This window comes from Cyanobium sp. A1C-AMD, assembly GCF_024346495.1.
GTDB classification, from domain to species: domain Bacteria; phylum Cyanobacteriota; class Cyanobacteriia; order PCC-6307; family Cyanobiaceae; genus Cyanobium_A; species Cyanobium_A usitatum.
Genome location: NZ_JAGQDB010000013.1, coordinates 18,303 through 37,085, shown reverse-complemented (window position 1 = coordinate 37,085; position 18,783 = coordinate 18,303). Strand labels below are relative to the sequence as shown.

Annotated in this window: 22 protein-coding genes and 2 pseudogenes; 8 read left to right on the top strand and 16 right to left on the bottom strand. The window is 53.5% G+C overall.

What is annotated here, in order from left to right:
• Positions 1-161: pseudogene (locus tag KBY74_RS04075) on the top strand (heme oxygenase); the annotation flags it as partial.
• A 27-nt stretch (positions 162-188) separates the two neighbouring features.
• Here KBY74_RS04075 and KBY74_RS04070 read toward each other — a convergent pair.
• Entirely contained in the window at positions 189-431 is a 243-nt protein-coding gene (locus tag KBY74_RS04070; protein ID WP_127432026.1) for a hypothetical protein, read from the bottom strand.
• A 132-nt stretch (positions 432-563) separates the two neighbouring features.
• Between KBY74_RS04070 and KBY74_RS04065 the strand changes: the two genes are divergently transcribed.
• Positions 564-1,481, top strand: a complete 918-nt coding sequence (locus KBY74_RS04065) for an NAD-dependent epimerase/dehydratase family protein (RefSeq protein WP_254941614.1) — start codon at positions 564-566, stop codon at positions 1,479-1,481.
• Here KBY74_RS04065 and KBY74_RS04060 read toward each other — a convergent pair.
• Positions 1,460-2,290 carry a hypothetical protein gene (locus tag KBY74_RS04060; protein ID WP_254941613.1) on the bottom strand — a complete coding sequence of 277 codons (831 nt, stop codon included), beginning with the start codon at positions 2,288-2,290 and terminating at the stop codon, positions 1,460-1,462. The two genes, KBY74_RS04065 and KBY74_RS04060, sit on opposite strands and share 22 nt — an antisense overlap.
• A gap of 240 nt (positions 2,291-2,530) precedes the next feature.
• On the opposite strand from KBY74_RS04060, the gene hemH reads away from it, so the two are divergent.
• Entirely contained in the window at positions 2,531-3,706 is a 1,176-nt protein-coding gene (gene hemH, locus KBY74_RS04055; protein ID WP_254941612.1) for a ferrochelatase, read from the top strand.
• Here the strand turns inward: hemH and KBY74_RS04050 are convergent.
• The 4 genes from KBY74_RS04050 to KBY74_RS04035 are packed head-to-tail and all read right to left on the bottom strand — an operon-like array spanning position 3,685 to position 6,110.
• Positions 3,685-4,506, bottom strand: a complete 822-nt coding sequence (locus KBY74_RS04050) for a phycoerythrobilin:ferredoxin oxidoreductase (RefSeq protein WP_254941611.1) — start codon at positions 4,504-4,506, stop codon at positions 3,685-3,687. The two genes, hemH and KBY74_RS04050, sit on opposite strands and share 22 nt — an antisense overlap.
• Complete coding sequence (locus tag KBY74_RS04045; protein WP_106632847.1) at positions 4,503-5,210, bottom strand: 15,16-dihydrobiliverdin:ferredoxin oxidoreductase; 708 nt, start codon at positions 5,208-5,210, stop codon at positions 4,503-4,505. The genes KBY74_RS04050 and KBY74_RS04045 overlap by 4 nt, the downstream gene beginning before the upstream one ends.
• 26 nt (positions 5,211-5,236) lie before the next feature.
• Positions 5,237-5,806 carry a phycobiliprotein lyase gene (locus KBY74_RS04040; RefSeq protein WP_106632846.1) on the bottom strand — a complete coding sequence of 190 codons (570 nt, stop codon included), beginning with the start codon at positions 5,804-5,806 and terminating at the stop codon, positions 5,237-5,239.
• A 49-nt stretch (positions 5,807-5,855) separates the two neighbouring features.
• Positions 5,856-6,110 (bottom strand): hypothetical protein, encoded by a 255-nt coding sequence (locus KBY74_RS04035; protein WP_106632845.1) that lies wholly within the window; start codon positions 6,108-6,110, stop codon positions 5,856-5,858.
• 370 nt (positions 6,111-6,480) lie between these two features.
• Here KBY74_RS04035 and cpeB point away from each other — a divergent pair, with 370 nt between their 5' ends.
• From cpeB to KBY74_RS04020, 3 genes are all read left to right on the top strand, one after another.
• Positions 6,481-7,041 carry a class 1 C-phycoerythrin subunit beta gene (gene cpeB / locus KBY74_RS04030; protein WP_254941610.1) on the top strand — a complete coding sequence of 187 codons (561 nt, stop codon included), beginning with the start codon at positions 6,481-6,483 and terminating at the stop codon, positions 7,039-7,041.
• Between the two features lie 61 nt (positions 7,042-7,102).
• Entirely contained in the window at positions 7,103-7,597 is a 495-nt protein-coding gene (cpeA, locus tag KBY74_RS04025) for a class 1 C-phycoerythrin subunit alpha (protein WP_106632843.1), read from the top strand.
• 93 nt (positions 7,598-7,690) lie between these two features.
• Positions 7,691-8,311 carry a HEAT repeat domain-containing protein gene (locus tag KBY74_RS04020; protein WP_254941609.1) on the top strand — a complete coding sequence of 207 codons (621 nt, stop codon included), beginning with the start codon at positions 7,691-7,693 and terminating at the stop codon, positions 8,309-8,311.
• A gap of 19 nt (positions 8,312-8,330) precedes the next feature.
• Here KBY74_RS04020 and KBY74_RS04015 read toward each other — a convergent pair whose 3' ends face one another.
• Positions 8,331-9,221: a HEAT repeat domain-containing protein gene (locus tag KBY74_RS04015; protein ID WP_106632841.1), complete on the bottom strand. Its 891-nt coding sequence runs from the start codon at positions 9,219-9,221 to the stop codon at positions 8,331-8,333.
• Positions 9,222-9,293: 72 nt separating this feature from the next.
• Here KBY74_RS04015 and KBY74_RS04010 point away from each other — a divergent pair, with 72 nt between their 5' ends.
• Both KBY74_RS04010 and KBY74_RS04005 read left to right on the top strand, forming a co-directional pair.
• Positions 9,294-9,722 carry a DUF2656 family protein gene (locus KBY74_RS04010; RefSeq protein ID WP_254941608.1) on the top strand — a complete coding sequence of 143 codons (429 nt, stop codon included), beginning with the start codon at positions 9,294-9,296 and terminating at the stop codon, positions 9,720-9,722.
• 394 nt (positions 9,723-10,116) lie between these two features.
• Complete coding sequence (locus KBY74_RS04005) at positions 10,117-11,502, top strand: HEAT repeat domain-containing protein (RefSeq protein WP_254941607.1); 1,386 nt, start codon at positions 10,117-10,119, stop codon at positions 11,500-11,502.
• Between the two features lie 294 nt (positions 11,503-11,796).
• Here KBY74_RS04005 and KBY74_RS03995 read toward each other — a convergent pair whose 3' ends face one another.
• The 9 genes and pseudogenes from KBY74_RS03995 to KBY74_RS03960 form a co-directional block, all read right to left on the bottom strand.
• On the bottom strand, positions 11,797-12,435 hold the full coding sequence (locus KBY74_RS03995; RefSeq protein ID WP_254941606.1) for a chromophore lyase CpcT/CpeT: 639 nt from the start codon (positions 12,433-12,435) through the stop codon (positions 11,797-11,799).
• An 8-nt stretch (positions 12,436-12,443) separates the two neighbouring features.
• On the bottom strand, positions 12,444-12,986 hold the full coding sequence (locus KBY74_RS03990; protein ID WP_254941605.1) for a phycobiliprotein lyase: 543 nt from the start codon (positions 12,984-12,986) through the stop codon (positions 12,444-12,446).
• A gap of 277 nt (positions 12,987-13,263) precedes the next feature.
• Positions 13,264-14,004 (bottom strand): phycobilisome rod-core linker polypeptide, encoded by a 741-nt coding sequence (locus KBY74_RS03985; RefSeq protein ID WP_106632837.1) that lies wholly within the window; start codon positions 14,002-14,004, stop codon positions 13,264-13,266.
• 68 nt (positions 14,005-14,072) lie between these two features.
• The gene (locus tag KBY74_RS03980; RefSeq protein ID WP_254941604.1) at positions 14,073-15,689 is read right to left on the bottom strand and encodes a phycobilisome rod-core linker polypeptide; all 1,617 of its coding nucleotides are present in this window, start codon (positions 15,687-15,689) and stop codon (positions 14,073-14,075) included.
• Between the two features lie 134 nt (positions 15,690-15,823).
• Complete coding sequence (locus KBY74_RS03975) at positions 15,824-16,708, bottom strand: phycobilisome linker polypeptide (RefSeq protein ID WP_106632835.1); 885 nt, start codon at positions 16,706-16,708, stop codon at positions 15,824-15,826.
• Between the two features lie 116 nt (positions 16,709-16,824).
• Positions 16,825-17,151, bottom strand: a pseudogene (locus tag KBY74_RS13780) (pentapeptide repeat-containing protein); the annotation flags it as partial.
• Positions 17,152-17,163: 12 nt separating this feature from the next.
• Entirely contained in the window at positions 17,164-17,556 is a 393-nt protein-coding gene (locus tag KBY74_RS13770) for a pentapeptide repeat-containing protein (protein WP_315859030.1), read from the bottom strand.
• A 100-nt stretch (positions 17,557-17,656) separates the two neighbouring features.
• Positions 17,657-18,250 (bottom strand): phycobilisome polypeptide, encoded by a 594-nt coding sequence (locus KBY74_RS03965; protein ID WP_254941603.1) that lies wholly within the window; start codon positions 18,248-18,250, stop codon positions 17,657-17,659.
• On the bottom strand, positions 18,247-18,663 hold the full coding sequence (locus KBY74_RS03960; RefSeq protein ID WP_254941602.1) for a hypothetical protein: 417 nt from the start codon (positions 18,661-18,663) through the stop codon (positions 18,247-18,249). Before KBY74_RS03960 ends, KBY74_RS03965 begins: the two co-directional genes overlap by 4 nt.
• Positions 18,664-18,783: the final 120 nt, after the last annotated feature.

The window sequence follows — 18,783 nt, the reverse complement described above, 5'->3', positions numbered from 1 at the left end:
TGGCCGATCGCATTGTGGAGGAGGCCAACCACGCCTTCCACCTGAACATGACCATGTTCCAGGAACTGGAAGGCAATTTGATCGCTGCCATTGGCAAGGTGCTGTTTGGTTTCCTTACCCGGCGTCAGCGTTCGGGCAGCACGGAAGTGGCGGCGGCCTGAGGCTTAGCGGCGCTTGGATCGGACCCATCAGTCCTCGATTAGATCAACGCTCACCAGCCGGGTGAGACCTCCAGGGGTGGCTGGGTCGATGGTGCCTGGCTTGAAGTTGGCCTGAAACCACCACTGGCGACCATCTTTGCTGCGCCGCTCCACACGGAAGTTGTCCAGTCCCTGCTCCCGCAGTGCCAGTTGCAAAGCATCTCCGCTGCAGCCGGCGCAAGTCACGGAAACTGGCGCTAGTCCAGGCACTTCGACGCAATAGACGGGCATGGGCTTAAGGAGATAGCTCAGGCTGCCACAAGAACCGAGTAGGGCTCAGGGAGCGTCATCCGAAGCGGTGACAACGCAACCCCCCATCCGGCAGGCCTAGGGTTGCAAAACTTCATGATTGGGCTTTGCGGGATGACTTCTGCCCCAGATCTGGCTTCCCTCTATCAGTTGCTGTCTCTCCAAGAGCGCCCGATCCTGCCCTCGGGCGAGCGTCGCGCAATCCTGGGTTGTGGCTACGTGGGTGAAGCGGTTGCCAAATCCTGGAAGCAGGAAGGGCATGCACTTTGGGGCACCACAACCCGGCGTGAACGCTTGCCAGAGCTGGCCGACCTAGTAGAGAATCCGTTGGTTTTTGATTCCACGGATCCCTCCAGCAGCCTGGACTTCGCAGCAGATCTCGACGGCATCTTGGTGTCCTTCGCTCCGTCGAAGAGTTCCAGTGTTGAGCTGAGCCAATACGAGCAGACCTTTCTTGGCGGTCTGCAACGGCTGATCGAAACGCTTAACCGTCGGCCTGTCAGCTCGCCACTGCAGCTTGTTCACCTAAGCAGCTGTGGCGTGTATGGCAACCGGCAGGGAGCGCTCACAAGTGAGAGCGATCCAACTGATTCAAATCATCCAGTGAATTCCGTGCTCGTGAGGGCAGAGCAGATGATCGCGTCGGTCCGCTCCGAATCGATCAAGGTCTGCGTGTTGCGCCTCGGTGGCATATATGGGCCTGGACGTGATATTCCGGCCATGTTGCTCAGTGCAGCTGGCGGATTAGTGCAGCGTAATGGCTTGAATGTGCCGTGCTGGATTCACCGCGACGACATCGTTCGCGGTATCAACTTCGCCTTTGACCAAGGCCTGAATGACACGTACAACCTGGTCAATGATACCCAGTACAACGGCCAGGAGCTCACAAATCGGTTGTGTGAGCGCGCTGGGCTGCCACTGGCCAAGTGGTTGACCAGAGACACCAGCGATCGAATCCTTAATGCGCGGGTGAGTAATGAGAAGCTTAAGCAGCTTGGCTTCAGCCTCTCTCATCCATGCATGGTGGGCTGATAGCGGCGCTCTATCCAGGCCAAGAGATTGTGATTGGCATCAAACTCCATTGTCAGATGCACAAAGTTTTGACGATCTAGTATGCAGCCGAAGTGGAGGTCAAATGAATGCTTTGGCAAAATCTCCGGCAGGCTGCAGATTAAATTATCTGCAAATAGCCCGTTCACTTCATTTTTGATAAACCATTCGCTACAGAATGGCGCCAGCCGCTGTTCTGACATTGCAATTCCAGAACTGAATCCGGGTCTGATCACTGATTCCACCCCTTGCCAGCCAATGACGGTCTCTAATACCGCCTCCAACGATTGAAACTGAGTGCGTTCTGGGTCAGGACTGGTGCGTTGGCAGCGGAAGGGTGTGGCGGCGATTGAGTCCAGCAGCATCTGTCCATCCGGTTGTTGCTGGTAAAGCGCAACCAGCATCGAACGACTGCGACCGCTGAAGAAGTTCACTTCATGCCCAGCACGCGCGACGCTGCCTGCCATTTGCAGGCTCGACTGACCTGCAGTCTGCGGAAAATGCCAGCAGTTGTGGCTGAGGTTGTAATTGTGCCGATATAGGGGGAAGCGGCGTTCTCCACCCGGTGCGAATCGAAGGCCGGTTCCATGCCATTCACCCGTATGCGCATCCGAGAAGCGGATGGCGTAAAGCGAGGCCTCCGGGTTGACGGTGCCCTGCTTCATGTTCATGCCGTCGCCGTTGCGGCCATACCAGGTGGTTGTTCCCTGCCAGTCGCCATCAAAGCTGGCGCGCATAAGGTCCCATTGCCGATCAGCTGCGGCTTTGGCGTGGTTATCTGAAGCTTCCATCGTCTTCAGTTCGGTAATCGGGTTTTCCAGAATCGTTGTTTCGTGATCAGAGGGTCCGCGGCGAAAAGTTTATGGGGCTCTCAGGCCACTACCCGCTGGTGAAAGATCCCTGGGGCTGGGGCGTGGCTTGATCCACTTCGTTGTCAGGGCTGACCCTAAACGTTTCTTAATTAACCGAGCGAGTGCAGCTGCAAGCGGTTGTAGACCTAAGGTGATGTTTGGCCTCATGATCGCCAAGCCATGGCCAAGGTAGGTGTGCTCCTGCTGAACCTCGGGGGTCCGGAGCGCATCCAGGATGTCGGCCCTTTTCTCTACAACCTGTTCTCGGATCCGGAGATCATCCGGCTACCCAACCCGGCTCTGCAGAAACCTCTGGCTTGGCTGATCAGCAGTCTGCGGGCGAGCAAGTCGCAGGAGGCTTATCGCTCTATCGGCGGTGGCTCGCCACTGCGGCGAATCACCGAGCAGCAGGCGCGGGAGCTGCAGAGTGCCCTGCGCCTGCTTGGGATCGAGGCCACCAGCTACGTGGCGATGCGCTACTGGCACCCATTCACCGAATCGGCGGTGGCAGACATCAAAGCCGACGATGTGGATGAGGTGGTGGTGCTGCCTCTTTACCCTCACTTCTCGATTAGCACCAGCGGTTCCAGCTTTAGGGAGCTTCAGCGTCTTCGTCAGGCTGATCCTGTCTTCGCAGCTTTGCCGATTCGATGCATCCGCAGCTATCACGATGACCGGGGCTATATCGACGCCATGGCGGGGCTGATCGCCCGTGAGATCCAGGCCTGCCCGGACCCTGACAGCGCCCACGTGTTCTTCAGCGCCCACGGTGTTCCTAAGAGCTACGTGGAGGAAGCGGGCGATCCCTACCAAGGGGAGATCGAAACCTGCGCCCGGCTGATCATCGAGAAGTTGGAGGCCACATTGGGCCACAGCAACTCTTTCACCCTTGCTTATCAGAGCCGGGTGGGTCCTGTGGAGTGGCTCAAGCCCTACACCGACGAGGCATTGGCGGAGCTAGGGCGGCAGGGTGTGAAGGATCTGGTGGTTGTGCCGATCAGTTTTGTGAGCGAGCACATCGAGACCCTTGAAGAGATCGACATCGAGTACCGCAAGCTGGCTTTCGAGTCGGGCATCACAAATTTTCGGCGTGTGCCGGCGCTTGACACCAACCCTGCTTTCATCCAGGGGCTTGCGCGACTTGTCCAGCAGGCCCTGGATGGGCCCGAAGTGAATCTTGACCAGGCGGCGGCTTTGCCCAGCACCGTGAAGCTCTACCCCCAAGACAAGTGGGCTTGGGGCTGGAACAACAGCTCAGAAGTGTGGAATGGCCGCTTAGCTATGCTCGGATTCTCCGCTTTCCTTGTGGAGCTGATCAGTGGAAGTGGCCCTCTTCATGCCATAGGCCTGCTTTGATCTCCGTTTTGATCGGGATAGTGTCTATCCAGATCGAACAACACCTCATGGATATATGTCTCGGTCCATTCCGCACCGTGAAAGCGGCCGAGCATCCCCCTTGCCGGATCTTTCTCTGCCCGGTAGCTGGTGTAGCGCTTTTGGCCATTGAGCAATATCGCTGAGCGATCGTCTGCTACGGGGGTCGCTTCATCCACGAGCTGTAAATAAAGCTTTAAATACTCAGCAAAGGCTTGAAATATAACGGTGCTTATTAGCTCATCGGAGGCTGCTCCCAAAGGTAGACGGGTCCAGAGAAATGCAGGTGAAAAGTAAGGTTCTGCCTCAGCAGGAATGGGCCCGCCATCGGGTAAGTGAGGTTTCCAGCTGTTAAAAATTGGGAGTAATCGATCCCAGACCGGTTGGGTATGGAGGGAATCGCTGCGGTCAACTGGCTGCAGGTCAAGGGCTAGCAGATGGCCTGAGGGCAGCGTGACCAAATCTGCTCCGAAGAAAGGCAGATCAAAACGGCAGTGGGGATTGATCACTAGGTTCAGCACGGACGCTGCTGGCCCCGCCTCCACGCAGGCGGCCCTCACCTGGCGAAGTTTGTTGGTTTGACATGCCCAGGTTGCAGTTTGCACAACTACCGGCTGTGCCTTCGAACCGGTGGATCCGGTTTTTTGCAGAAACTGCTCCGGCACGGGGTAGGCGGCTGGCTCCAATGCCTGAAGCATTTCGACTGCATGATCAAGAAAGGGCTGCCAACGCCAACCGGGGATTCTGACCTGGTCAAGGCTGCAGCTTTGCGGTGCTGTCATTGCTGCGGGCTAGATGGGAAAAGGAACTCGTGCAGAAAACGATCCGACCAAGCCTTGCCGAAGTGGCTGCTAAACAGGCCGTGAGCCGGATCTCTTTCGGCGCTATAGACATCGTATGCCTCCTGCAGGGTTTTCACCTTTTCTGCTGTAACTATGGAAGTGCGTTGGCCGGCTTCGGCGCTGAGCTGCCAGTAGCAGTCGAGAAAGGCAGTGAAAGCTCTGGGCAACGATTCCTGCGCCTCCTCAGCTCCTCCACGGCAGAACAGCAGCCAGGGCGAAAAATATTGGTTTGGATCAAATGAGCGCATGGCCTCAGCACCGTGAAGATCCGGGTGGCGTGAAATAAGTTCTTTTAGGCCTTGATAATAGGTGTCAAGATAATTTTGATCCTGCAGTAGTGGCTGAAAATCAAGCACTGCGACCAGCTTGCCGCGGGTGCCGAACCAAAGGAGATCGATTCCCATAAGGGGCTGATCGTTGTTGTATTCGGGATAGGCCACCGAATTCAACACTTGCAGGCTGTCCCCCGCGTCCATCCTGGTCACCCGCCAGCGCCGGAACCCAGGCACCTGCCAGAGCCAGCTTTGGATCACGCTCTGCCTCTTCGGGGAGCGACATTCAGCTAGCCCATCGGGTGGGGCAATGGGCTGCGCTCCAGACCGTTCCAGCCTGCTATTGAGCTCTTGCAAAAAAGGGTCAAACATCTCGGAGCGCTCAGGAGCAGGGTGGGTTAACGGAAACCGGCGGCCATGGAATCGGCGCTTTCCCGAAGCGACTGCAGAGTTGCGTCGGAGGGGCAACGAAGCTCCGTGCAGTAGGTGGTCATCGACACACCATCGAGACACTGCACTGAGCTCACCCGCATTCGCACCTGATCCGTGACGAACCAGCAGCGCTCCGTGCCGACATTGCTGTCATAGCGCGTGGTAACGGTCATGACGCCATCAGTTGAAAAGGTGTATTGACTGAGGACGGGCTGCTTCTCCACGTAGCCCTTGTCCCGGACCAGAAAACCCTGAGTGGGATCTCCTGCCAGAGGGATATCTATTAATACAGCCGCTTGATCATCTGTTCTGGCTAGGGGTTTAAGATTGCTCTCCCACCAGAAACGGGCCCCTCCTGCTGCTAGTAGAGGGTTGATATTAAGAGTTAGACATATCTGCTCGACAGCTGGATCCTCAGCGGAGAAGGGCTCGATAACAAGATTGGAATCGCCGAATTCATCATCTTGGTGGTCGAGGTGGTGCACAGCCCGTCGCGTCAGCCAGGTCCCTCGACTGGCCGCCAAGAACTGGTCCATCGTTCGGGCTGGGTCCATGGGTGCCACGGGCGTGTGAGGGGGATGGGAGTTAGTCCTGCTCGGACTTCTGGGACTCAAGCTGAGCCAGAATTGCTTCTAACTTCTGCAGCTCGGGATGCTGAGCCAGGGTGAAGTCCACTTGCTTCTGAGGGAGCTTCAGTCTTTGCCCCATGCCGATCACATCTTTGATAAGTCGATCGCGGTAGGCCGCTAGCTGATCAATCGACTCCTCCAACTCCTGCCGGCTGGGATCGGATGCGTTGATTGCAGACGTGTCGGCGCGAGGGGGAGTGCCGTCGGTCATGGCTTGGATTGGGCGACTGTCAGCATACGGAGCCATCCGCCGCGCTCCACTAGAGCAGCTTCAAATGGGTCGCATCCATGGTGAAAATGGAAGAAAAGATAAATCTCCTGGTGCTTTGTTCCGCGATTAGGCGGGAGTGCGTGCCTTCCCCTTGCCAAAACCCTTTGCCAGCGCTGCCTTTTCAAGTCCGAGCGCGATGGGTGACGAAAGTTTGCATGATTGCTTTGATCGGGGTCCTGAGGAGGGAGATGACCGTAGTTTCCCCTTACGCCTTCCCCGAGAGGCAGCTAAGCCATACAGACCTGAACAGATCTAACGATCTTCACTGGCTGTCAATTGGCTAAGCACAAGCACCCCTGGCCCCTTTCCCATGCTCGACGCCTTTTCACGCGCTGTCGTCAGCGCAGATTCGAAGACTGCCCCTATTGGAGGCGGTGAGCTCGCTGCTCTCCGTAACTATGTTGCTGAGGGAAATAAGCGTCTAGACGCTGTTAACGCCATCACCAGCAATGCCTCCTGCATCGTTTCAGATGCAGTCACCGGCATGATCTGCGAAAACACTGGCCTGATCCAGGCTGGTGGCAACTGCTATCCCAACCGCCGCATGGCCGCATGCCTGCGCGATGGCGAAATTGTGCTTCGCTACATCAGCTACGCGCTGCTGGCAGGCGACGCATCGGTTTTGGACGACCGCTGCCTGAACGGCCTCAAGGAGACCTACATCGCTCTGGGCGTTCCCCTTCAGTCTGCCGCTCGCGCCGTGGCCATCATGAAGGCTTCTTCCACAGCTCACATCAACGAGACAAACACCACCGGCACCAACCCTGTGGAAACCCGTTTCCGCAAGATGGAAACCGTTCAGGGCGACTGCTCCGCTCTAGTGGCTGAAGCTGCTACCTACTTTGACCGTGTGATCAGCGGCCTCAGCTGATTCATCCGAAGAGATTGCTTTTTTTAAACCACTACTACTCAATTAAACGAGGATCTTCACGATGAAGTCTGTTGTGACCACTGTTGTGACCGCCGCTGATGCCGCTGGTCGCTTCCCCTCCCAGAACGACCTAGAAGCTGTTCAGGGCAACATTCAGCGAGCTACTGCTCGCCTTGAAGCTGCTGAAAAGCTGGCCGCCGGTCTGGACAAAGTGACCAAGGAAGCTGGTGACGCCTGCTTCAGCAAGTACCCCTACCTCAAGCAAGCCGGCGAAGCTGGTGAGAACCAGGTCAAGGTGGACAAGTGCTACCGCGACATCGCTCACTATCTGCGTCTGATCAACTACTGCCTGGTTGTGGGCGGCACTGGCCCTCTCGATGAGTGGGGCATTGCCGGAGCCCGTGAGGTGTACCGCACCCTGCGTCTGCCTACCGCTGCTTACGTGGAAGCGCTCACCTTCACCCGCGATCGGGCTTGCTCCCCTCGTGACATGAGCCCCCAGGCTCTCAATGAGTTGAAGTCGTACCTTGATTACGCCATCAACGCCCTCTCCTGATCAGTTTCTGATTAATTGTTGAGGACAAACCAGGGAGGCCTTCGGGCCTCCTTTTTTGTGTGAAAATGAGCCGTCGCCTACCCCCTCTCCTCGATGGAAATGGAAGCATTAGATATCTTATTTGATGATCTTGCCCACCCTAATCCTTATATTCAAAGCCAGGCTTTTATGGCTATGGTCAGGGATTGGCCTCAGCAAGCTCTACCTCGCCTGCTTGGTTTGTTGGCCCAACCGGATATAGCTTTACGCAGGGCTTCTGTTCGTGGTATTGGCGCCTTTGGCGCGGCAGCCTTGCTGCCCTTAGCGGATCTTCTTATGGCTAGCACGGACAGCACTATCCGCGCCAGCTGCGTGAAGGCCTATGCCCAGGTGGCTTCAAACCAGCCTGGGATCCATTTCCCCGAGACAGCGATGCAGGCTCTCGAGGAGGCACTTAGCGACGACTCACCGGTTGTGGCTGTTGCTTCGGTGATGGCCCTTGGGCAGGTTGGTGGGCAGGCGGTGCCGCTGTTGCTAAGAGTGGTGGGCGGTGATAATCCAGCCCAGGCGGTAGCAGCTGTCAATGCACTCGCCCAGATTGATGATCCTGCAATTGAACCGACTCTTAAGGATCTGCAGCACCAACCAAAGTTAGATAGTTATGTGCGAGAGACCCTTGAATCAGCCTTGGCTCGAATAAGGGAACTGCAAGCACGTCAACCTCAGCCGGGCTGACGCGAGACGATTGTTATCCTCACTTGCTTAGCTGACTGATCGCTAGCTCTAGCACTAATCTGACACCAGGTTGTACTTCCTGTTCCACACTTGCTTTTAAGTCAGGCAATGCATCCCTGGCCCCTAGCTTCATCAGCGATAGAGCAGCGTTTTTGCGGACCTGTTCTTCCGAGTCGGTGAGTAGCGGTAGCAGACGCGGGCAGGCCCATTCTGGCTCCTGCAACTTCCCCATCAGCGTTGCAGCTTCTGCCCGCACTTCGGAGTCCAGGTCATCCAGCGCGGTTAGAAGCAGCTGTCTCGCCTCGTCATCCCCCAAAGACTGGATCTGTTCGCCGAGAGCTGCTATTGCTGCCGCTCTTATCCTGGCATCCGGCGAGCTGGCTGCTTGGCGAAGCGCTTCGGGCGCCTTGGCGCCGATAAAAGCGATCCCCCAGCTGGCCAGCCCCTGTTGCATGGCCGAAGCTTTTGGATGAACCAGCACTGAGAGGAGTGGATTGAGAGCCTGCTCGCCGACTGCAGCCATCGCTCCGACCGCTGATCCCTGCACAACGGGATCCGAATCTGAGAGTAGGGTTTCGAGTAAAACGGGCAAGGCAGCTGGATCTGCAATCAGGGTCAGAGTCTTAGCTGCAGCGCGTCGAACGGTGACGTTGTCGTGAGACTGCAATGCACGGCAGAGAGTTGGCACCGCTGCAGCACCCACTGCTCCAAGGCTTTCGGCAAAGGTAAGCCGCATCAAGCCCCTGGTATCGCCGAGACCAGCCACCATGCGCTCAATTGCTGGGGTGTCGGATGAAGGAACTAACCCCTGACGAAGTTGGGAACGAAGCTCTGCAGCCAGAATGTTGGCTTCCTCAACGCTCAGTTGCTGGATTCCAGATGCGGGGGTAGCGGACAGCTCGGCAGACAAGGGTCCCTCCTATTGAACTAATTATCAGGGATAGCCGCCGCGATCCTATGGTGGGCTTAACAAGATCAGGACATGACACGCTTTTTGCTCTCCCACAACCTTCAGGTGGTTTCCGACAACCTGAAGGGCTTGAATTCCGCGGAACTGGCGGCTGGTCTCGTTGCACACCTGTCCACCGATGTCCGGGTTCAGGCAGTCAGCCACCCTCACTGGTTGGTTCAGGTGGAAGCCGACCTGCTGCCCGTCGATTTGGCCAATGCCGTACTCCTGGCCTGGCGACAGCTTCGCTCCTCTGCAGGTGCTACTGATCATGATTGCCAGCTGTTGGCCCTAGGTGGACGCAAGGACGATCAAGGCGCCTCTGGAGCGTTGCTGCAGCAGAGTGACTGGGGGGTCGATGTTGTGGAGACTCTGAACAGCGCAGCTTTCCTTCAGTCGATCAACTGGGAACTGCTTAAACAGGGGCGTGCTCCTGATGGTGTGTTCGAGCTTCAAGGCTGAGCTGGGCTATTTGCGGCGGCGGCGAGGTGATTGCTGTCCAGACTTGGGTGATTCGACTGGATCCGTAGAGGCTGTGGTCGCCACTGCGGAAACTGAGCTGGCCGCCTCCATCAGACATACCGACGTAACCGGGATTCCATTCTGGTGTAGTTGCTGCATAGTGTGGCTCAGCATATGGCGCGGAACTCGCAGCTTCTGAGCAACCCTCTGGGGAGTTTCAGAATTGATGCTTGTAACAAGTAAAAGCGCACCACATTGATGGGGTCCCATTGTGCCTCTAATTTAGATGGGTTCATATTGAACGCTTCCTGGGCTGGGTTGCATCAAGACACATAACTCTTAAACTTTCAGCGCTCTTGCCCTGCCGGCTATCAGAGTTGGAAGCAGCTCTGCTTTGAGCTCCACAGCCGCGTCCACTTTGACTTCTGAGGACAGTATTTTGGCAAGCTCCAGCAACAGTTACGACAATATCCATCCCGGGCTCAGCCACCATGATGCGCTAGCGATTCTTGAACAATCTCTTGACTCGCTTGATTCTGCCAGCGACTACTACATGGCGGCCGCCCATCTCGTGAATTTCCCCGGCGATAAAACGGAGGAGGCATTATTGAGGCTCATTGATAATTCTTCGGGCGAACAGGCGGTTAACCTTGCGCGCCGCAAAGCGGTCGAAGTTTTGGGCCGGCTTGGGGTTCAACGGGCCATCCCCAGCATTGGGCGTTGCCTAAGGAGCAATGATCACTATCTCGTTGAAAATGCCGCCTGGGCCCTTCTTCAGCTCAATTGCCAGGATGTTGAACTCCATCAGGCAATGCTCCCGCTGCTCAATGATCCAGGCCAGAGCCGCCGGGTTCTTATCCAGGCTCTTGTGGGGTTAGAAGTGCATGCGGCCTTGCCCGTACTTCAATCGCTGCAAGATGAGGCGAATCCAGGGGTTCGCGGCGCTGCTTTGGCCGGGGTTGCACAGCTCAGTGGAGATGGCAGTCGCCTTCAAGAATTGGAAGACCACCTGACCCTGCCTAACCAAATGGACCGGCAGTCGGCGATTCAGGATTTAATTGACTGTCGGGCTACATATCTATTGCCTTCGATTCTCAAGGCGCCCGTGTCCCCTGTGTTCAGGTTGCGCGCTCTGCGGACACTCTGGCCGGGCCAAGACAAAGAACACGCAGGCATTGACCTGCTTACTTGTTTAGATTCGCTGATGTGGGATCAGCCAGAAGGTTTGGTCTTGGCGCACTGCTACGACACTGAACCAACCATATTATTTTTATTTGATGAGTTTTTTGGTACTGACTTTAGCCGTTGCTACCTAGCATTGTCCACATTGAAGCATAGGCCAGCAGAAGAGCTCTGGCCTGTTTTCTGGAAGCGATGGCAGGAGGATGCTTATAATGACTATGGTGCTCATTATTTCTTCATTCAGCTTCTTGGCAGTGTGGATATCTGGCCTTCCGCTGCTACTCCTGTCATTGAGGCATTGCTGCTGGAAGCTATGAACAGCAAGCGCCCACAATTCGGTAAATCAAGAGCGGCTGCTTGCTTGGCTTTGAATAAACACTTTCCTGATATATGGTGCAAAAGTGTGAGGCAGCTTTTGTCCTCCGATTTCACGCCAAGCTGGGAGCTACGTTATGCTGCATTGATAGGTCTTGATTCAATTGATGTTGGGAATAATCATGAAATAATTCAGCTATTACAGAATGCTTTTGCTGTGCAGGATCCTGATATTTTTGTAGATCGTAGGCGTCAACTGCTTATTTCCGAAAACCGGGTCTGAAAGGACCCACGTTCAGCCCAGTAGCGCTGAATTTCCAGGCCTTTGGGTCTTGGCACAGCTGCTTCAGCTCTCAGTATCTTGAATGTTCGACGGGGCCCCATGGGCCAGTTTCCGATTGCTCTTACAGACCGCACTTGCCCATCAAGCATATTTAGACAGGCTTCAAAACGCTCAAGCTGACTATGATCAATTGTTTCAAAAATAAAGTCTTGGCCTTGGCAAATTAGGTGCTGCGAGCGAATCCAGCTACGGAATTGCTGGATAGCTGGTCCGTCAGCTTGCATGGTTTCTGTTTTATCCAATTTGTTCAGATTCTTCTCCCTTATGATTACTTAGACGTGCCCACTCAGCTGTGACTTCATTCTCAAAGCTAGCCACGCGTTCAAAACGTAGTGGCCCATGTTCGGAGCCCCATTGCAAGGTATTGGTAGCTGGATCAAAACCCTGATCTCTACTAATCCAGTTTTCATGATCAACCAACACCTCGCTCACTAGATAGGTAGGCCGCCCATCACGTGGTACTAGGCATTTATTACCAGGCTCTACCTTCCCGCTGAAGCAACCCGGTGTCGTCTCTTGGAAATGCATCGCACAACCGCAGCGTTGTTTGAGGCGATCAATATGAATAAGCTTGAGCAGTTTAGGCGTGAAGCCTGCTCCAGCTAAGCGAATTGGTTGGTCGAATCCAAAATTTTCAACAATCTGCAACTTCTCGGTCGAAATTAGCCGATGTACGCCTTGCCTATATGGTCGCCAAGGATCGTGCCCATAGCTCTGCTCGGAGTAAAAGCCAGGGCCCTGAAATACTTCCCAAGGCAGAGGGCGAAAATAGATATTGATATGGGCAAAATTTACGGGATCGCGCTGTGACTGAGAGAAATTGCTGTAGTGTCCAGCTAGAATTTTAGCGAATTTTAGGGTAATACCTATCATGGCGAACTCTACTGGCTGAAGGAATCTAACCGCCTGATTTCAGATGCGAAGGAGGTTTGCAGTATTCCTGAGCCGGCTGAAGTTCGCAGCACTGATGAGCGGCAGCGAACGTTCTCAGATACGAACCAGATCCTTTCCTCTGCAATCGATTGACCATATTGGGTAGTGAGTGTAAAAGTATCATCTTCTAAAAAAGCATAGTTTGATACTGCTTGCTCGGCCTCTGCGTATCCAGCGCTTCGCAGTAAGATTCCTTTTTGATTATCAGTTGGGATTGGAACGAGTATGCATGATCCTGCTGATACTTCACTGGGGCCATCTGGCTCCCAGTCACTTTCTGCATTCCATTCCATTCGGAATGGCAGAAGGGGTTTGGCGTCGTGTATCTTGCAGTCTCTAATTAACTTAAGTACCAACGGACTTTGGAGTCCAATTGGTTCAATCAATACTGAACTGCGAACATCCTCAAATTGCTGAAAAGCAAGAGAATGACCACTTCTCATGGATCGCCAGCGGCCTAGGCTACGAGCTACAAAAGATTCCAGCTGCATCAACGCTGCTCAGGCCTTGTTTCTGTGAGTGGTCCTTGCAACTGGCAGACGACCTGCCTGAACCATGTGTACCCATGTATCGATCATCATGTTGATCGCAGGCTGCGTTTCTTCAGTGCTCCGATCAATCTGAGTGCACTCTGCTTTGCGATAGTCTTTGTCCTTTAAATTCATGGATTGCAGCCTGAGTGCTTGCTGTTGATGCTTTTGGAAGGTGGCTCAAGAGTTGCCTTAATATACTATTAAAGGCCTTGAACCGCCTCCAGTTTCGTTTGATTTAGGATTCTTTTACTGATGCGATGCGGCCTCCGCGTCGATGAATTGATTGGATGGCTGATGATAGCGAGCTGAAGGGAACGGTTGTCGTTTGCGTTACCCGTCGATTTAGGCCGACTGGATTAACGCTTGTCCAGCGAATAGCGTAGCGCTGGTTGTTGCGACCTCCTGGGCCGGGAGTTTTTTGACTGCCTCCGGGGGCTGATCTGGTCGCCAGGCTGACTAATAATTGTGATTGCCCGTCACCATCAAAACTTGCAAAGCCTGAAGTCAAGGCACGTGTTCTGTTATATGTAAGGTTGGATTCACCTTTCTGGCTTGCCACTCCCCTGTCATAAGGTACTGTATCAAAGCCAAAGACCTCTAGATACTCGGCGCCGTATATATAGCTGTTGATTTCTGCTTCGTATCCTTCTGTGGCTAGGAGCTGAACATGCTTGCTCAGTTCAGCCTGATTTCGTGGGGCGCGGCCTAAGAGATGCTTGAAGTTGAGTTCAACAAATCGATAGGGACCATTTGCATCAAAAAAGAGACGCCGATAGCTGTCGGACAGAGCTAGAGCATTGACCAGCCCCTGCACAGTGAGGTCGCCGTTGATGAATAGACTCTCTGCAGAGACTGAGAGCTCTTCATCAAATAGGTGTGCATTGCCAAATACCTGGCGGTAGGCGGCTTTCAGCTGGGCTTGAGCTTCTGATTGGCGTAAACCTGAATTGGCCCGGTTAAGAGTTTCGATTTCCATTGTTTTTAGGTTGGTAGGGGGGGAGTTCAGAAATTAGCAGTTGTCCCGAATAAATGAACTAGTGTTTTCTAGGTGATTTCGGTCACAGAAATGATCCGACCACCGCGTCTATGGATGTATCCCAGTTGGCTTGTAATGTCATTGCCGCTTACTACGTAGCTTGCGTTCGGGTTGCGTTGGCGGCCGCCTGCAGGCTGGGCATTGACGACAATACGGAACCGCTTGGATGTGGGATCAGCTGATCCAGAGGCTGCACCAAGCCTGTTAATCCGTACGGTTGTATTTGTCCAGTTTGTAGGTGCAGATCTTGTTGCTACCGAATTTAGCAGGCTTGAGGCACATTGAATGGTGTCACTGGCCGCATAGCCTTGAACTAGTGCTATGTGCCGATTAAAGGAAACCTGTTCGCGACCATTTTCAGTTGCTACACGCAGGTAGGGAACAGTATTCTCGCCGAAGGTGTTCTGATACTCTTCGCTATCAACGTAGCTGTTGATTTCTGCGTCATAGCCGTGAATGGCTAGCCTTTGTAGATGCTCACTCATCTCGGCCTGAGATGCGGGTGCACGCCCCAAAATATGTTTGAAATTCAGCTCAACAAAACGGTAGGGAGCATTTGTTTCGAAGAAGCGACGGCGATAGTCTGCAGAGAGTCCAATAGCTCTTATAAATTCACGGGTGCTGAGCCTTCCCTCAGCAAACTGGCTTTCTGCTGTTAAGTTGCGCTCGCTGTCCATTACATGGGGATTGCCCAGCACTTGGCGGTATACCGAGCGGATCAGCGCAGTAATCTGATCTGCTGAATCACCGTTGCAGCGCTCGAATACTTCCTGCTGGCGCTGGCCAAGCCCAAAGCCAACGTATAGATCACCACGCATCGGTGTCGAGTCGCCTCCATCGGCACTGTTCCGCTTGACAGGCACTAACATTCCGTTCGAACCAGCCGCTGTTCTACCCATCTGACTTAGGGAACCAGATCGGTAAACCTGTGCAGGCACTTTTATTGAGAGCCTGTAGCCGCTAACTAGATTGCCTAGCAGTTGACTTTTGGTTCCTACGGCTGTGTCGCTGCCAGCGAAATTCTGCTCAAGTGCTGCGATCCTGTTGAACGCTGCTTGAGGCTGGCCTACTGGTGAGTTCCAGCTTGTTGGGTATGGAACTGTTTCCTCGCCAAAGGACTTTAGATACTCATCGGAATCAAGATAGCTATTGATTTCTTCCGTGAAGCCACTTGTGGCGATTAATGCCACATGGCTAGCAACCTCTGCTTGATTCTGGGGGGGGCGTCCCAGCAAATGCTTGAAGTTAAGCTCAACTGCTCGATGCGGAGACACGGCATCAAAGAAGCGTGAGCGATAAAAATCGGATTGGGCCAATCTTCGTACGAATTCCCGTACGTTTATGTCCCCATTGCGTAATTTTGATTCGGCACTCAGCAGGCGCTCGCTTTCCATCGGCTGAACATTGCCGAACACCTGCCGGTATGCAGCTCTTACTGCGATGTGAAAAGCAGCATTGTCGTTTGCGGTGAATGCTGACGGCGTATTTAGTAGCTGCTGGTTGCGAAATTGATCTTCGCTTGTGGCAGTTTCTACGGCATCAGTTCTTTGTCGAGAAAATCTTGCTGGTGCTTCAAGTAGCTGAGTGGCTCCGAAGTCAAGTGAATTGCTTTGATTTGCTGTCATGGGGCTATGGGATTGGCGGACTTGCTTTGTTGATTGGAATATAAGTTGTTAGATGTTTTTGGGACATCTAATTCCTTTGTTTTTTTGCTGATTTGGGAGCTCTGTTATTAAATAGGGCTGGTTTTGGCAATGGATCAGCTTAATGGTGTGATGCTTGCGATCTTGCCGCCTTCGCGGTGAATAAGCTGATACTGCTCAGATAGCTTGTTGAATGGGACGAAGAGTACTCTGTTTGCTTTCCTATAGCGTGATGTGGGGCGCACGTTATTGGCCCTGTAGGCTGTTACTTCAACTCGATACACTTTGCCTGCTTCACCTGCGAGTACACCTATCCGGGTAACGGGATCTGTCAGGTTGGCAGCTGGGCGGAAGCTCCAGCCTTGGGAATCTTGTGATGAGGGAGCTACCACAGGAAGGGGTCGGTTCTGATAAGCAGCACCGCCAAGACGGCTCCGGATTCCAGCCAAGTTGCCTTTTAGGCTGCTGCTGCTGTTGCCACGTAGCAACTGGAATGACCAGGTGAACTCTTGAAGCGTTGCACAGGATTCTGTTTTCCACCCACGCTGATATGGAACTGTCCACTCACCAAAGGTGTTCTGATATTCGTCAGAATCCAAGAAGCTGTCGATGTCTGCTTCGTAGCCACTTGTATCTAGTCTTTCGGCATGCCCCCGCATTTCCTCAAAATCTGCTGGAGCACGTCCGAGTAGGTGGCGAAAAGCTAGTTCGATATAGCGGTAGCGCGCGCATGAGTCAAAAAAGCGCGTGCTATAAAGATCGCTTTTTGCGATACGTCTTACCAGTTCTCTAACGCTGATCTCGCCTAGCTTGAACTGCGATTCCGCAACAACTTGTCGTTCGCTCTCCATGACGTAGGCATTCCCAAGCACCTGTCTGTAGACAGCCCGGATCACTGACTCCTTCGCTTGGTCGTCGTCCCCTGGAACTAGCTCACGTGGTGCTTCGCACTCTTGGGAGAAGCTCTCCACACCCAGGATGGAGGCTGGACCAAACGGCATGACTTTCGTGGCGATACCTTGCAATTATCCCCGGCATCCCATAGCCCTCGACCGCAGCTTTATAAACCTCAATCTTTTGTTTCAATCGCTTCGCTTTGCCTGCCATTGCTAGTGCGCTATGCGGGACTTGTTATCGATTCCAGCAGGGATTCCAGTGTCGTCCGAGTCGCTTGCCTCGTGAGTGGGTTCCAGCAATCCAATTCGATGTGAGAGCGAGTTAGGAGGTTGGCTAGCTGTATCTTGTCCAAACCCGTAGCCTGACTGAAGTCAGCGCCCTTGACACTTTCAGCCCCATCTAGAATTGCCTCTGTTAAATTAGCGGCCCTAAAGTCTGTCTGCTGTAACTGGCTACCGGTAAAGCGTGCGCCTATGCAACGACTGCCTTGCATTTTTGCAAACCTTAGGTCTGCTCCTACAAAACGTGTTCCGTCTAATACTGAACCACTTAAGTCACATCAGCTTAGGTAGGCACCCATGAAGTTGGTGTTCTGTAGGTCCATACCCCTGAGATCTGCACCATTTAAAAAAGCCCCATTAAGAGCTGCACCAGGCCCTACTGCACCTGACTTTTCAAGATTAAAACCAGCGGGTACACGAGTATTTTTGTCATAACGGGCAAGTGTTAAATTGCATCCCTCTAGCAGGCAGGAAGTTAGATCTGCACCTCTTATGTCTATACGACAAAGGTTTGCCTGACGCAGATCAAGTGGTTCCAGAACACGGTTGGTCCAGCATGCACCTCGCGCGTCTACGGGTCGATGTTGAGCCGCATTTGGTTTGCATTCCTCAGGAGCACTCCATTGGCTTGGATCTTCCGGTAGCAAAAATGTTTGATGCTTTTGATTCATTTTCAGGCAGGATTTGATTTGCTAGTGGTCAGATACATTTATGTTCTGTGATTGCGCTCGCTTCGGCAATTGCTCGCTGGGTTTGCTTCACTTCCTGTTATCAGGGCTCGGTTGGTAGCAGAGCGTTGCACAGGTTATCAAAAGCCTTGTCGAGGCAGGTTGCCTCATGACCATGTCCTGAAGTTTCTAGGATCTGTGTGGTTAGTGTACGCATCTGGGCTAGCACATACATCATCGCAGGGATAGGTACCTCCATCTCCTTGTATAACTGACGTAATGCGCTCATTCCGGCCATATCTGTTATTTCTGTGCAATCGCACGCTACCCCGTAAATGATCACCCGCAGAAACTGTTGGCAATCGCGCCAGCAGGCTTCTGCCCTTGGCTCCGGGTATAGCTCTCCGCCGGCCAGTGTGAGCTGTGGTTGTTGGGCTAGTAATTGTCGCCTTGCCTTGTCGATTACCTGGTTTGACTCTGCTATCAGTAGCCCAATGGCATCTTCTGAGGTTTTGCAACAGTTACATATTGTTTTTAATTCCTCTGCGCTTAGGAACCGTTTGGAGGTATCGGCTTTAGCTATCAACACCCTTGCCGCTTCGGGGAGGCTGTTGCGATTGCTTATGCCGCATACTTTTGCAGCCTTGGCAAGTTGGCTGATCACCATTTTCTGCTGAGCTTCTCTAGTCAGGTTCACGATTCCACAGGAGTAGCGGTTAGCCAGCCATGTCGCTCCAAATGGAATGCCCAGACTGCTGTCCCGCCAAGGTCTGGACAGTGTTCAGATGCCAGATCCACTAGCTCTTCTGACACACCGAGGTTTTTAAGTAGATCCCTTGCTCCGGACGTTCCTTCAACCACGGCTGAACGGATTGCTGCTCCGACAACCCAGGTCAGATTGGTGTCTGATAATTCGCCGCTGTTACTTTCGCAGGCAAGCAGAAGATTTTTGTTGCCAGGATGTTTGTCGTGATGGGATTTCCAAAGCCCAATGTCGTCAATTCTTAGGTCTATGCGCAAGCGTGCCTCGCTCGTACCGTACTGAATCTCCTGTTCCTCTCCGGCTTGGTTTATTAAGTCTTTTATGCTAAAAATTTCATTGGGCGGCATGGTGGTTTTTTTGGCAGGAGGACGGTTTCCCCGGGCTGTCTAGTCTTTCTCGAATCTTCGCGCGCGCCTAATGCAACATGCCTATTGCCTTGTCGCACATTCTGCATGCAAGTCTTTATA